The following is a 14,366-nucleotide window of genomic DNA, read 5'->3' as shown; positions in this document are numbered from 1 at the left end:
TGTACGCCCCATACAAAAGAAGGCTCTCCGATCGTTCGGAGAGCCATTTCTTTATTGGCGCCTGTTTTTCAAACCCGTGCCGTTCGGCATGCGGGGTTGGCCTACCCTCAAAATCTGTGTCGCTCGACCTTTCACGCCGGATTAGCCCAACCCGACGCGGGCCGACCTAATGACTGTCGGGTCATGCCCCAATGACCGGAATTATCGCACCTCAGCCGTTAACCGCCAAGTAAGTTTTCATGCGACGATGGTCGTAGTTAGTAGCAATTATTCAACCTGTAGATGATGATTTGGGGCGAGCCGCCGTTGAGGGGCGTCCGGCGGCCCGTCGTATTGGCGCTCCTGTTGCCACCTCGACCACCTTGCGCATGACCGTTGGCAGGGCCTCGCCCGCCACGGCGGCGGCGTCGAGCCAGAAGCAGTCGGCGGGCGGCGGTCGATCTCCGACCTCGGCGGCCATGACCGACAGCACAAGGTGGAAATGGGTGAAGGTGTGCTCGACCTTGCCCGCACTCCTCCAACCAGCCTGGAACGGAGCGGCGGTCTCATTCGCTGGGCCTTCCCGCCATTCGCTTCCCGGCACCTCCAGCATGCCGCCGAGCAGTCCTTTGTCCGCCCTGCGGCGCACGAGGAGCGCTCCATCGTGCCGGCGAGCGACGAAGGCCATGCCGTAACGGGTCGGTCGCACCGCCTTGGCCCGTCGTCGTGGCAAGGTTTCGGCATCCCCGCGACGATGGGCGAGGCAAGGTTCCGACCACGGACACAAGGCGCAGGCCGGGCGCTTCGGCGTGCAGATGGTGGCGCCGAGGTCCATCATCGCCTGGGCGAAATCGCCGGGCCTTTGGTCGGGCGTCATCGTCGCCGTCAGGCGCCGGATCTCCGGCTTGACGTCGGGCAGCGGCGTCTCCAGCTCGAAAAGGCGCGCCACCACGCGTTCGACGTTGCCGTCGACGACCGCGGCCGGCACATCGAAAGCGATGGCGGCGATTGCCGCCGCCGTGTAGGGCCCGATGCCGGGCAGGGCGGCAAGGCCCTCCACCGTATCGGGAAAGCGGCCGTCATGGTCGCGAGCGACAGCCTCGGCGCAGGCCTTGAGATTGCGGGCGCGCGAGTAGTAGCCAAGGCCCGCCCAGGCGGCCATCACATCGTCGCGCGGCGCGGCGGCAAGCGCCTGCAAGGTCGGCCAACGCTCCATGAAGTTCAGGAAATAGCTCTTGACGGCCGCGACCGTCGTTTGCTGCAGCATCACCTCCGACAGCCAGACGCGATATGGGTCGGGCAAGATGCCCAATTCCCGGTCTTCCGGCGGCACTCGCCAGGGCAACCGTCGGGCGTGAACGTCGTACCAGTCGAGAAGGGCTGTGGCGGATGGCGCCGGCATGTGGGATAACCTGCGGCTTGAGAGTATAAGTCCCGATGGGATGCTGGAGGTTCCATAGCAGATGGCGCGCCTGAGAAAACCGGCTTTCGTCTACAAGGGGGTGAGGCCGCTTGCCGACATCATCGCCGCGCCGCTCAATGCTGCTTGCCGCAAACGCGGCTTCGCCACGCTCGATCTCGTCGCTCACTGGCCCGATATCGTCGGCCCCGCCTATGCCGAAACCACGGCGCCCGATCAGCTTTCCTGGCCTCGCAGGCCGAAGGGGCTGATCGATGAAGAGGAGCACGAGCCGGCGGTGCTGACAGTGCGTTGCTCCGGGGCGGCGGCCATGCGCCTGTCGCTCGAGGCGCCGCAGCTCATCGAACGCATCAACACCTTTTTCGGCTACCGTCTCGTCGGTCGCCTGAAGCCGCTGCAGCTTCCACCCGTGAAGATCGGCCCACCACCGCGCCCAAGGCCGGAAAAGCTCTCGCCGGAAGCCGAAGCCCGCGTGCGGACGCTTGCCTCCGGCATCTCGGACGATGGATTGAAGGCGGCGGTGGAAAGGCTGGGGCGGGCGGTCAGCGGCGATGTTCGCGGTCGCCGATGAGATGGAAAAAGCACATCCTCTTTCCATTGACGTGGCCTTGCCATAATTTGCCGCCAATGACGGACCCTGTAGGGCCGGTTATCCGAAAGGGAACGACATGTTGACTCGCCGCCGCTTCCTCACGACCACAGCTGTAGCCGCGGCCGGTTTTGCCGCGCTCGCGTCCTTCCCCGGACTGGCTTTTGCCCAGGAACCGGCAGCCACGGTCGATGTGAACGAGCTGATGAAGCCGGGCGCGTTGCCCGACATGGCGCTAGGGGATCCCAATGCCAAGGTGAAGGTCGTCGAGTACATGTCGATGACCTGCAGCCATTGCGCCGACTTCCACAACGAGACCTTTGAAGAGATCAAGACCAAGTACATCGATACGGGCAAGATGTATTTCGTGCTTCGCGAGTTCCCACTGGATCCGCTGGCCGCCGCCGGCTTCATGCTGGCGCGCAACGCTCCGGGCGGCAAGTATTTTGAGGTGATTTCCTATCTCTTCAAGACGCAGCGCGAATGGGCCTTCGTCGAAGACCCGCTTTCGGGATTGCGCAACGTCTCCAAGCAGTTCGGTTATTCGCCCGCGACCTTCGAGGCGACGCTGACCGATCAGAAGCTGCTCGACGACCTCAACGCGACGCGCAAGCGCGGTGCAGACGAGTTCGGCATCACGGGAACGCCGACCTTCTTCATCAACGGTCAGCGCGAGGTCGGCTTCATGTCGGTCGAGGAGATGTCGGCCAAGATCGATCCGCTGCTCCAGGGCTGATTCTCAGCTGGTGATAACCGCCGGATATCAACAGGGCCGCGACTCACGCCTCTTGCCGGGCGCGCGTCGCGGCCTTCATGATATGGTGGTCCATGGTAGGGTCACACTCTACGAATAGAGTGAGGCCGAAGCGGATCGCCAATGCAGTTCGAGCGGCTGAAGATACAGGGCTTCAAGTCCTTCGTGGACTTCTCCGAGTTCGTCATCGAACCCGGCCTGACGGGCGTGGTCGGACCGAACGGCTGTGGCAAGTCCAATCTCGTCGAGGCGATGCGCTGGGTAATGGGCGAAAGCTCCTACAAGGCGATGCGCGCCTCCGGCATGGACGACGTCATTTTCTCCGGCTCCGGCAAGCGTCCCGCCCGCAATGCCGCCGAGGTGACGCTGGTGCTGAGGAACGACCAGCGCACCGCGCCGCCCGCTTTCAATGATGCCGATCTCCTGGAAGTCACCCGCCGCATCGAACGGCAGGCGGGGTCGTCCTATCGCATCAACGGCAAGGACGTGCGGGCCCGCGACGTGCAGCTGCTGTTCGCCGATGCCTCCACCGGCGCCCGGTCGCCGGCCATGGTGCGGCAGGGGCAGATTGGCGAGCTGATCGCCGCCAAGCCGACGCAACGGCGCACCATCCTGGAGGAAGCGGCCGGCATTTCCGGTCTGCATTCCCGGCGGCATGACGCGGAGCTGCGCCTCAAGGGCGCCGAAACCAACCTCACGCGCATGGAAGACGTTTTGCGGGAGATCGAAGCCCGACTCGACGGCTTGCGCAGGCAGGCCCGGCAGGCAGCGCGCTACCGCAACCTTTCCGCCGACATCCGCAAGGCCGAGGCAACCGTCGCATTCCTGCGCGTCGGCGACCTGATGACACAGGTCGAGGAAGCCGAAGCGCAGATGACCGACAGCTTCGGCGCCGTCGCTGACGCCCAGGCCGCCCAGACCGAGGCCGTTCGTCGGCAGGCGATCATCGCCCACGATCTGCCCGGCCTTCGCGATCGGGCGGTGGAAACGGCTGCCGCGTTGCAGCGCCTGAGGATTGCGCTGGCCGAATCCGAGGCCGAGGAGCGACGCGCTCGGGAACGGTTGGCCGAACTCTCCCGCCGCGCCGAGGAAATCGCTCGCGACCGGGCACGCGAAGCGGCGTTGGTGGCCGAAAATGACGAGCGCCTGGCTGCCCTTGCCGACGAGGCGGAGACGCTGGCCGCCGAAGAGCTCGGCGAGGAAGAGCGTCGGGCGGAAGCGGAGGTGTTCGCCTCCGACATTGCCACGCGTCTGTCCGAGATCGATGCGGAGCTTGCCACGGCCACCGCCGCCGAGGCCGAGGCAGCCGCGCTGAAGGGGGCGCTCGAACGCGAAATCCGCGAAGCCGGGCTCCGCCTCGACCGCCTGTTGCGCGATCTCGAAGGAGTAGATGCCGAACTGGCCGAACTCGACGAACGGCTTGGCGCCGACGACGCCATTGCCGAGGCGCGCGAGGAAATCGAACTGGCAACCGCCGTGGTATTCGAGGCGGAGGCGACTCTGGCCGATGCCGAGGCCAGCCGGCGCGCCGCCGAGGAGGAGCGCCTCGCCGCGACGGGGCCGCTGGCCGAAGCGGAACGGGAGCTTCAGAAGCTCGACACCGAGGCCCGCACCCTCGCCAAGATGCTGGATATCGAGCACGGTCAGTTGTTCCCGCCGCTGGTCGATCGGCTCGTGCCGCAGAAAGGATTCGAGACTGCGCTGGCCGCCGCGCTTGGTGAGGACATCGAAGCGCCGATCGACGACCGCGCCCCGGCCTACTGGACGAAGCCCGGTGACGATGCCAACGATCCGGCGCTGCCCGAGGGTGTGCCGCCGCTTGCCAAGTTCGTAGACGGTCCCGACCTCATTGGTCGCCGCCTGCGGCAGATCGGCGTCGTGAAGGGCGAGGAAGCCGGGCGACTGCAGCCCCTGCTCGCCGCAGGCCAGATGCTCGTGACCCTTGAGGGGGCAATCTGGCGCTGGGACGGATACGCCGCTGCAGCGGACGCGCCGACAGTTGCCGCCAGCAGGCTTGCCGCCCGCAACCGGCTTGCCGAGATCGACGCCCTTCGCGAAACGGCGGGCGAGCTTTGCTCAACCAGGCGTCAGGTCCTCGATGACGCCGAGGCGTGCCTTCGCGAGGCTGAGGCCCAGGAACGCGCCGCCCGCGAAGCGGTCAAGGTCGCCGAGCGTTCCGCCGCCACCGCGCGTGACCGCCTGCTGGTCGCTGAGCGGGCGCTGGCCGAGACCGTTGCCCGTCGCGCCGCCGCTGCCGGCCAGCGCGAACGCCTCGCCGCCGACGCGGAGGATCAGGCCGCCCGCAAAGCTGAGGCCGAGGAAAGATACGCCGAACTCGCCGACGCTTCGGAGCTGTCGGCTCGGGTTCATGCCCTCCGGGGTGAGGCGGCCGATACGCGCGCCCGGTTCTCCGAAGCGCGCGCCGCTGTCGACATGATCCGACGCGAGGGAGAGCTTCGCAAGCGCCGCATGGAGGCGATCGAACGCGAGCGGGCCGGCTGGGGCGATCGAGTTCGCCATGCCGCTGCCCATCTTGACGAACTGGACGACCGGCTCGCCCAGGTGGAGGACGAGAGGGCCGAGCTGATCGATCGGCCGGACGAGATTGTCGAAGCCCGGCGCGGGCTGATGCGGGCAGTGGCTACCGCGGAGGCTGCCAGTACCGAGGCGGCGGATCGTCTCCGCGAGGGCGAGATGCAGGCCGGCGAGGCCGATCGCGCGGCCGCCGAGGCCCTTGCCCGCCTTTCGACCATTCGAGAGGGGCGCGTGCGGGCCGAGGAACGGCTCGCCGCCGCCAAGCAGCGGCTTGAGGAATACGCCACCGAGATGCGCGATCGTTTCGATGCGCCGCTTTATGCCTTGCGTCAGCTCGCCGAAATCGACGATGCCGCGCCGTTGCCGGATCTGGCCGGTGTCGAAACCCGGCTCGAGCGGTTGAAGGTCGAGCGCGACAAGCTCGGCGGCGTCAATCTCCAGGCGGAGGCCGAGCAAGCCGAGCTGGAGGAGCGGCTCGATACCCTGGTCAACGAACGCGAAGACCTGATCGAGGCGATCCGTCGGCTGCGTCTCGGCATCCAGAACCTCAACCGCGAGGCGCGCGAGCGGCTGCTCAACGCCTTTGGCATCGTCAATGCCCACTTCCAGCGGCTTTTCGTGCACCTGTTCGGCGGTGGCACGGCCGAATTGCAGCTCGTCGACGCCGAGGACCCGCTGGAAGCCGGCCTGGAGATCCTTGCTCGTCCGCCGGGAAAAAAGCCGCAGACCATGACTCTTCTTTCTGGTGGCGAGCAGGCGCTGACGGCGATGGCGCTGATCTTCGCCGTTTTTCTTACCAATCCCGCGCCGATCTGCGTGCTCGATGAGGTGGACGCGCCGCTCGACGATGCGAATGTCGAACGCTACTGCGACCTTCTCGAAGAGATGTCCCGTTCCACCGAGACTCGCTTCGTCGTCATTACTCACAACCCGATCACCATGGCGCGGATGAGCCGCCTGTTCGGAGTCACCATGGCCGAGCGAGGCGTGTCGCAGCTGGTTTCGGTCGATCTCGAAACAGCCGAATCTTTTCGTGAGGCGAGCTGAGCGGTGGCGGCTTTACAGGCCGTGTTGCGAGGCGGTGGCAGCTTAATCGATTACGCCCGCCTCGACTAAGGTCGTAGTCTGGGAATGGCGGTGGTTCCGGCGGTGGAAATGGCATATAAATCAATGAAATGTATACGCCGTCGCCAATCTTGACAGGCATCCGTGTGAACACTATGGTGCCGGCCAAATCAGGGATTACCCCGATCTTGCAGGGCCTTGGCGACTGCGTTCTCGAGGATGCCGCCGATGGGGCAGGATGACGAACGGTCGGACGATGCCGGAAGCGATCCCCGCCTCAGGGCGCTGGGAGAGAAGCTGGCGGGTGCTCGGCGGGATCAGCGGCAGACCGAGGGTGGTGCGCCGCAGTCGTCCGGGCTGACCGGTATCGGTCAGGCGATGAAGGTCGGCTCGGAGTTCGTGGCCGGGGTGATCGTTGGTTTCGTGATCGGCTATACGATCGATCGCCTTTTCGGGACTGGTCCGTGGGGCATGATCGTGTTTCTGTTGCTTGGCTTTGCGGCGGGAACGCTGAACGTGATGCGTGCGACGGGTGTGGCAAGAGATCCTTTTGCCTCCAATGCGGGAAAGTCCTCGCGTCGGGCGCCTGACGGCGATAAGTGAGTTTTGAACGGCCGGGCGGGCTGGCCCGGAGCCGTAGTGCGGGCGAGATCGAGCGAGGGAGCTCCTCAAGGTGGCTGACGTAAGAACCGATCCCATCCATCAGTTCGGCATCCAGAAGCTGGTGGACATCAACATCGACGGCTACGACGTCTCCTTCACCAATTCCTCGCTGTTCATGGTCCTGGTGCTTGCAGCCATCGCGCTTTTGCTGCTCTGGGGCAGTTCGTCGCGCGCCGTGGTGCCTGGCCGGGCTCAGACGGTGGCTGAGCTTTCCTACGAGTTCGTTGCCAATACGCTGCGGACGACGGCTGGCGAGAGTGGCATGCGCTTCATGCCGCTCGTGTTTTCGCTGTTCATGTTCGTCTTGACGGCGAACATCTTCGGCATGGTGCCTTATTTCTTCACGGTCACCTCGCACATCATCGTCACGGCCGCGTTGGCGCTGCTCGTCATTTTCACGGTGACGATCTATGGCTTCTACAAGAACGGCACTCACTTTCTGAAGCTGTTCGTCCCCTCTGGCGTTCCGGCGGCGATCGTTCCCCTGGTCACGCTGATCGAGATCATCTCCTTCCTGTCACGGCCACTCAGCCTCTCCGTCCGTCTGTTTGCGAACATGCTGGCCGGTCACATCACCCTCAAGGTGTTCGCGGGCTTCGTGGTGACGCTGACCGGTCTCGGCGCCTTCGGCTTCCTCGGCGCGCTGTTGCCGCTGATCATGGTGGTGGCGCTGACCGCCCTCGAATTCCTGGTGGCTTTCCTCCAGGCCTACGTCTTCACGATCCTCACCTGCATGTACCTCAATGACGCCCTGCATCCGGGGCACTGAGGCCGGATCGACGAAGTTCACCCCGTCAAAACCGTTCAAGTCTTTGTTTCTCAAGGAGCGTTACAATGGAAGCTGAAGCCGCCAAGTACATCGGCGCTGGCCTTTCGACCATCGGCATCGCCGGTTCCGCCATCGGCCTCGGCAGCATCTTCGGCAATTATCTGTCGAGTGCCGTCCGCAATCCGTCGGCCGCCGACGGCCAGTTCGGTCGCCTGATCCTCGGCTTCGCCGTGACCGAAGCGCTCGGCATCTTCTCGTTGCTGATCGCCCTTCTGCTGCTGTTCGCCGTCTGATCGCGAGACAGTCGAAGCAGGCCCGTACCGGGCCCGCTGTATGCCGCCGATCGGGTCCCGGTCGGCCGTGACGAGACGGCGCCTCGCAAGGTGGTTTCTGCCTTGAGGCGCCGCTTGGTCTTGATCATCCATGGAGCCTGAGCGTCGATGAGCTGGTTCATCAGCCAAGCCAACGCACAAGAGCCGGCGATCGTTCCGGCGGAGGACGGCCACGCGCCGACGGACGCCGTCGGCACGACGGTGGCCCATGAGGGCGGCGAGCATGGCGGCACGTTCCCGCCTTTCGATCCCTCGACCTTCCCCTCGCAGCTGTTCTGGCTGGCCATCGTCTTCATCGCGCTCTACGTCCTGATGGCCAAGAAGGTCATTCCGCAGATTGCCGGCATTCTGGAGGCGCGTGCCGCGAAGATTGCCGCCGATCTCGTCGAGGCCGAAAAGGCCAAGGCAGATACGGACGCTTCGATTGCTTCCTACGAAGCGTCGCTCGCCGCCGCTCGGAACAAGGCCAACGCCATCGCCCACGAGACGCGCAGCAAGGTTGCCCACGAGATTGACGGGCGGCGCCATGCGGCCGAGGCGCAACTGGCTGCAAAGCTGACCGATACAGAAAAGCACATCGCGGATGTCAAGCGGATCGCGCTTGAGCATGTGTCGACGATCGCCACCGAGACGACCGAGTCGGTCGTTGAGGCGCTTGTCGGCAAGGTGAGCCGCGACGAGGCCGCTGCGGCTGTTGCCGCCGTGTCGGCCAGCAAACACTGAGGAGAGGCCCAATGTTCGACAACACCACGTGGGCCTTTGTCGGTCTGGTCCTGTTCTTTGCCGTGCTCGGCTATTACGGGGTCTTCGGCATGGTGACCCGCATGCTCGACAAGAGGGCCGAGGAAGTTACGGCCGAGCTCGACGCGGCCCAGCAGTTGCGGAGAGAGGCGGAAGCCCTCCTCGCCGAGTACCAGCAGAAGCGCATTGTCGCCGAGCAGGACGCCGCCGAGATCATCGCTCATGCCGAGGCCGAAGCCAAGCGCATGACGGCCGATGCCGAAGTGGCGCTCAAGGAGCTGATCGAGCAGAGGACGCGCACCGTCGAGGCCAAGATTGCCCACGCCGAGGCGGCTGCGGTTGCCGAGGTGCGGGCCGTTGCCATCGACATGGCGATTGCTGCCTCGAAGCACCTGCTTGCCGAGAAGGTACAGGGCAAAGTCGCCGCCGATCTCATCTCGAACGGCGTGGACGAGGTGAAGGCCCGTTTCGGCTGAGCGACCTTATCTCGGACCGACAGGGAACAAGGGGGCACTCGCGGCCCCTTTTTTCATGGCTGCCGTCCACCCGCCCGCGCCTCGATGCATTCGCTCACAGGCCGGAAGCTGCGGCGATGGATCGGCGTTGGCCCCAGTTCGGCGAGCGCTTTCAGATGCCTCGCCGAGCCATAGCCGACATTGGTCTCGAAGCCGTAGCCGGGAAACTCGGCGGCATGAAGCTCCATCATGCGATCCCGCATCACCTTGGCGACGATGGACGCGGCGGCAATGGCGGCGACACGGGCGTCCCCCTTCACGATGGCCGCCCCCCGATAGCCGGCGCCGGTCAGTGCAGTGGGAACGTCGCGCCCATCGACCAGCACGCCCACCGGCTGCTCGGCCAGAGATCGCACCGCCCGGTCCATCGCCCAGAGGTTGGCGGCGAGGATGTTCATTGCATCGATGCGCGCTGCCGACGCCGAGGCGACCGCGACGATGTGATCGCGGCAGATGGCCTCGAACATCTGTTCCCGCGTGCTCGGCTTGAGCTGCTTGGAATCGGTGAGCCCTTCGGGGAGTGGCGCATCGGTGAGAATCACCGCCGCCGTCACCACCGGACCAGCCAGTGGTCCGCGACCGACCTCATCGACCCCGGCAACAGGGCCGCCCCAGCGGCGCGCGAAGTCCTCCTCCATGCGGCGATCGCAAGCCTCGACGATGAGGCCGGTAAGAAGATCGGGGGAGGGGGCGACGCGGGACATGCTGACTTCTTATGAACTTTCAGTGAGCATTCCCCCTCTCTCCAACTCTCCCCCACTAGCGGGGAGAGAGCACCGCTTGCTTCCGGCCAGAGCCCATCGGTTTGCACCGTTCGGCTCGACGAACCCTCTCCCCCCTTGTGGGGGAGAGTTGGAGAGAGGGGTGAATCGACCCCGGAATCATCGCACGAACAGCCGAGAAAATCTCCCGTATTTGACGTCAGCCTCCGCGCCCCATAAGAGAAATCCCAGACTGTCGCGGCTTTCGCCGCTCATCAAACTCCGGGCAAACCGATGTCGCACAATAGCTTCGGACATCTCTTCCGCATCACCACCTGGGGCGAGAGCCACGGTCCTGCATTGGGCGTGGTCGTCGACGGCTGTCCGCCGGGACTGCCGCTGACGTCCGAGTTCATCCAGACGTTCCTCGACCGGCGCAAGCCCGGTCAGTCGCGCTTCGTGACGCAGCGGCGCGAGGACGATCTGGTCGAGATCCTCTCCGGCGTGTTCGAGGACGACCGCACCGGCGGTCCCGTGACCACGGGAACGCCGATCTCGCTGCTCATCCGCAATACCGACCAACGCTCCAAGGATTACGGCGACATCCGCGACAAATATCGGCCCGGCCATGCCGATGTCGCCTACGACCTCAAGTACGGTGTCCGTGACTATCGGGGCGGTGGCCGTTCCTCGGCGCGCGAAACCGCGGCGCGTGTTGCCGCCGGCGCTATCGCTCGCAAGGTGATCGACGGCGTCACCATTCGCGGTGCCCTCGTTCAGATCGGCAAGGAGAAGATCGATCGCGCCAACTGGGACTGGAGCGCGGTCGACGAAAACCCGTTCTTCTGTCCGGATCGCGAGGCCGTGCCGCGTTTCGAGGCCTACCTCGATCGCGTGCGCAAGGCCGGCTCGTCGGTCGGCGCTGTGGTGGAACTGGTGGCCGAGGGCGTGCCGGCCGGCTGGGGAGCCCCGATCTATGGCAAGCTCGATCAGGATCTCGCCTCGGCGCTGATGTCGATCAACGCGGTCAAGGGCGTCGAGATCGGCGAAGGATTTGCTGCCGCCGAACTCACCGGCGAAGAGAATGCCGACGAGATGCGCATGGGCAACGACGGCGCCATCCTGCACGCGTCGAACCACGCCGGCGGCGTGCTCGGCGGCATTTCCACCGGCCAGCCGGTGGTGGCCCGCTTTGCCGTCAAGCCGACCTCGTCCATCCTGACCGATCGTCGCTCGGTGTCGGCAGGCGGTGAGGATGTCGAGGTGATGACCCGTGGACGGCACGATCCCTGTGTCGGCATCCGCGCGGTTCCGGTGGGCGAAGCCATGATGGCCCTGGTGCTCGCCGACCACAAGCTGCGCCATCGTGCCCAGACCGGTCGCGACGGAGCGGTCGTCTTCCCCTTGCGTTGACGCGTCGGCATGGCTCCATCGCCGGTCGCTCTCGTCTTACTCGATCCCGTGGGCGATCTCGGTGCCGTCGTGGCCGTCTATCGTGAGGCTACGGACTATCTCCTTCTCGAAACCGGCCTGACGGCCGAAGCGGCTGCGCACGCCTTCTTCGACGATCGTCCCCCGGCAGGCGGCGATGCGTCGCTGAAGTTCGGGGTCCGTGGCAGCGAGGGTGAGCTCGTTGCCATCGGCGATCTGGCGTTCGGCTACCCCGAGGCGGACGACGCCTATCTCGGCTTGCTCCTCCTGGTACCGGCGGCGCGGGGCGGAGGTTTGGGACAGGTGATTCTCGACGAGGTGAAGCGGCTTGCCCGGACACGCGGAGCAACGCGCTTGCTGCTCGGCGTTCTCGACGGCAACGAAAGGGCGCGCGTTTTCTGGGAGAGGCAGGGCTTCAGGTGGACCAAGACCAGCGGGCCGCACGTCTTCGGTCGGCGTTGGCACGTTGTCCATCGTCTCGAGTTGCCGTTGGCCGGTCCTCGGGAAGATTGTCCGTAGCAGTGGCAATTCCCTGGGATATCGCGAATTCTTCATACTCGCTTTACGGCTTGTTTACGCGCGACCGCGCACAAACTCATACGAAAGTATCAGTCGCGGCGGGGACCAGTTGACGGCGGAAGCCGGACCGGTCAGTCGAGGCCTGACTGCACCCTTGTGATCGCAGTCTGGTCCCGGCATCGCAGAAAAGGGCGGTCCCGCGCCAATCGAGCGGGGACAGGCATGCTGAGATCGTTCACGGGGAGAATAGTTTTCGTCGTGCTGGCGTCCGCGCTGGCGCTCGCTGCCGTTCTGACATTCGCGACGCAGCGAATGGCGGAGAAGACGGTTACCGATCTTTCGGGCGAAGCCATCGTCACGGCAGCCGGCGCACGGGCCGCCGCGCTGCAGGCGTGGATCGACAGCCTTTCGAGCCAGGCGGCGGCCGTCGCCTCGGCATCGGCTCTCCAGGCGTCGGCACGCGAATTCAGCAGCGCCTGGAACCAGCTTCTCGACGACGACCCCGGCGCGCGCCTGCGGCAGGTGTTCGTCGACGCTAACCCGAACCCCCAGCATCGCGAAGAGATGGTCGCCGTCGACGATACGTCGGAGCGTTATTTCATCTATCACGCCACCGGCCACAAGGCAGTCGCCTCCGCTCTGCGTGACACCGGCTTCGATGACCTCGTGCTCTTCGACGACAGCGGTCGGGCCTATTACTCCTATGTGAAAGACGACCTGTTCGGCCGTCGCATCACCGACGCCACCGACAAGCCGGGGCTGGTTGATGTGGTGAGGGCAATGATTCCGGCACCGGGTGCCAAGCCGGCCGAACTCAAGCCCGCCTTTACCAGCTTCATGCCCGATCCGTCCGCCTCCGTCGGCCTCAGCGCCTATTTCGTGGCGCCGGTGATCATGGAAGGTCGCTTCGTCGCGGTTGTCGCTCTGCGAGTCAAAATGATCCAGGCCGCCAAGATCCTGACCGACAAGACCGGGCTTGGCGTGACGGGGCGGTCCTTCCTCGTGTCATCCGGGGATGGGACAGGGTTTGCCTTCGGCCAGACGGAGAAGGGCGACATTCTGGTCGACCTCTCCGCCAATCCCGCGCTCAAGACGGCGCAAGGCGTGGCCTTCGAGACCGAGATTGCGCCCGGCGTCGTGGAACTCGCGGCGTTGGCACCGGTTCGGCCCGGCTGGCAAGTGTTGTCGCTGCACGACCGCAGCGCGGCCCTGGCCCCGGTGAGGCGGCTGACCTTGATCCTCGTCGCGGTCGCGGGCGCGATTCTCCTCCTGGTCGGCGGTCTCGCCGTTCAGCTCACGCGCCGCCTGACGCGCCCCCTGGCGACGCTGGCGTCGGACGTCCGCCGCCTCGGCGCCGGCGAACTGGATACCTCGCTGTCGGGTCGCGACCGCAAGGACGAGATCGGCGATCTTGCCCGAGCCGTCGACGTGTTCCGTGCCGCCGCCATCGAAAGGCTGCGGCTTGAGGAACAGCAGATCGAGGAGGGGCGCCGGCGCGAGCTCAGGCAGCAGGAGATAGACCGCGTGGTCGCGGAGTTCCGGGCTGAGGTGCACAACACCATCGAAGCCGTCACGCGTCGCATGGCCGACATGACCGCGACCGCCTCGGACCTGACGCAGGTCGCGGAGGAAACCACCGTCCGTACCGGCGAGGCCGCCCATGCCTCGTCGACGGCGTCGGGCTCTGTCGGATCGGTTGCCGCTGCCGCCGAGGAACTGGACGCTTCGATCCGCAATCTCGGCACCCAGGTGAACGCCGCCCGCGACGTGGTGGAGAGCGCCACCGAGGGGGCCAATGCCGCCAATGCCAAGGTCGGTGGGTTGCGCGTCGCCTCCGAGGAGATCGGCAAGATCGTCACGCTGATCCAGTCGATCGCCGGCCAGACCAACCTTTTGGCCCTCAATGCCACCATCGAGGCCGCTCGCGCCGGCGAGGCGGGCAAAGGCTTTGCCGTCGTCGCTTCCGAGGTCAAGAACCTTGCGGGCCAGACCGCCAAGGCTACCGAGGAGATCGCCCACCAGATCGCCGCCATCCAGACCTCCTCGGAAGAGGCGGCCGAAGCCATCCAGGCGATTACCGATACCATGGCGACCGTCAACCGCTACACGGTTGCCATGGCCGACGCCATGGGCCAGCAGAGCGAGGCGACCACCTCGATCAGCGGCAATGTCCATGCCGCCGCGGCGGCCACCGGATCGGTGCTCGGCATCGTCGAGCGGGTGGCCAGTGCCGCCGACGCCACCACCCGGTCTGCCCAGTCCGTCAAGGACAGCGCCGCCGAGGTGGAACGCGAGACCAAGGCGCTCGAAGACCTGCTGGCCGGTTTCCTCGAGAAGGTGACCGCCGCCTGAG

The 14,366-nt window shown here is 65.6% G+C and carries 13 protein-coding genes; 11 read left to right on the top strand and 2 right to left on the bottom strand.

The window, feature by feature from the left end:
- Window positions 1-271: 271 nt before the first annotated feature.
- Window positions 272-1,381: an A/G-specific adenine glycosylase gene (gene mutY / locus M4J39_RS05640; RefSeq protein ID WP_251726852.1), complete on the bottom strand. Its 1,110-nt coding sequence runs from the start codon at window positions 1,379-1,381 to the stop codon at window positions 272-274.
- 61 nt (window positions 1,382-1,442) lie between these two features.
- Between mutY and M4J39_RS05635 the strand changes: the two genes are divergently transcribed.
- From M4J39_RS05635 to M4J39_RS05600, 8 genes are all read left to right on the top strand, one after another.
- The gene (locus M4J39_RS05635) at window positions 1,443-1,970 is read left to right on the top strand and encodes a DUF721 domain-containing protein (protein WP_251726851.1); all 528 of its coding nucleotides are present in this window, start codon (window positions 1,443-1,445) and stop codon (window positions 1,968-1,970) included.
- Window positions 1,971-2,067: 97 nt separating this feature from the next.
- Complete coding sequence (locus tag M4J39_RS05630) at window positions 2,068-2,724, top strand: DsbA family protein (RefSeq protein ID WP_251726850.1); 657 nt, start codon at window positions 2,068-2,070, stop codon at window positions 2,722-2,724.
- Window positions 2,725-2,865: 141 nt separating this feature from the next.
- Window positions 2,866-6,324: a chromosome segregation SMC family protein gene (locus M4J39_RS05625; RefSeq protein ID WP_251726849.1), complete on the top strand. Its 3,459-nt coding sequence runs from the start codon at window positions 2,866-2,868 to the stop codon at window positions 6,322-6,324.
- 246 nt (window positions 6,325-6,570) lie between these two features.
- Window positions 6,571-6,945 carry an AtpZ/AtpI family protein gene (locus tag M4J39_RS05620; RefSeq protein ID WP_251726848.1) on the top strand — a complete coding sequence of 125 codons (375 nt, stop codon included), beginning with the start codon at window positions 6,571-6,573 and terminating at the stop codon, window positions 6,943-6,945.
- A gap of 70 nt (window positions 6,946-7,015) precedes the next feature.
- Window positions 7,016-7,774, top strand: a complete 759-nt coding sequence (locus M4J39_RS05615; RefSeq protein WP_251726847.1) for a F0F1 ATP synthase subunit A — start codon at window positions 7,016-7,018, stop codon at window positions 7,772-7,774.
- 65 nt (window positions 7,775-7,839) lie between these two features.
- Window positions 7,840-8,067 carry a F0F1 ATP synthase subunit C gene (locus M4J39_RS05610; protein ID WP_100081062.1) on the top strand — a complete coding sequence of 76 codons (228 nt, stop codon included), beginning with the start codon at window positions 7,840-7,842 and terminating at the stop codon, window positions 8,065-8,067.
- Between the two features lie 147 nt (window positions 8,068-8,214).
- Window positions 8,215-8,829, top strand: a complete 615-nt coding sequence (locus tag M4J39_RS05605) for an ATP F0F1 synthase subunit B (protein WP_251726846.1) — start codon at window positions 8,215-8,217, stop codon at window positions 8,827-8,829.
- 11 nt (window positions 8,830-8,840) lie between these two features.
- The gene (locus M4J39_RS05600; protein WP_251726845.1) at window positions 8,841-9,323 is read left to right on the top strand and encodes an ATP F0F1 synthase subunit B; all 483 of its coding nucleotides are present in this window, start codon (window positions 8,841-8,843) and stop codon (window positions 9,321-9,323) included.
- A gap of 53 nt (window positions 9,324-9,376) precedes the next feature.
- Here the strand turns inward: M4J39_RS05600 and M4J39_RS05595 are convergent, their stop codons facing one another.
- Entirely contained in the window at window positions 9,377-10,066 is a 690-nt protein-coding gene (locus M4J39_RS05595; RefSeq protein WP_251726844.1) for a ribonuclease HII, read from the bottom strand.
- Window positions 10,067-10,357: 291 nt separating this feature from the next.
- Here M4J39_RS05595 and aroC point away from each other — a divergent pair, with 291 nt between their 5' ends.
- The 3 genes from aroC (at window position 10,358) to M4J39_RS05580 (ending at window position 14,365) form a co-directional block, all read left to right on the top strand.
- Window positions 10,358-11,476 carry a chorismate synthase gene (aroC, locus tag M4J39_RS05590; protein ID WP_251726843.1) on the top strand — a complete coding sequence of 373 codons (1,119 nt, stop codon included), beginning with the start codon at window positions 10,358-10,360 and terminating at the stop codon, window positions 11,474-11,476.
- 9 nt (window positions 11,477-11,485) lie between these two features.
- Entirely contained in the window at window positions 11,486-12,013 is a 528-nt protein-coding gene (locus tag M4J39_RS05585; RefSeq protein WP_251726842.1) for an N-acetyltransferase, read from the top strand.
- Between the two features lie 222 nt (window positions 12,014-12,235).
- Window positions 12,236-14,365: a methyl-accepting chemotaxis protein gene (locus M4J39_RS05580; protein ID WP_251726841.1), complete on the top strand. Its 2,130-nt coding sequence runs from the start codon at window positions 12,236-12,238 to the stop codon at window positions 14,363-14,365.
- Window position 14,366: the final 1 nt, after the last annotated feature.

This window comes from Pleomorphomonas sp. NRK KF1, assembly GCF_023721755.1.
GTDB lineage: Bacteria > Pseudomonadota > Alphaproteobacteria > Rhizobiales > Pleomorphomonadaceae > Pleomorphomonas.
Note: the sequence above shows the minus strand (reverse complement) of the source record. Positions and strands in the feature narration are given on the sequence as shown.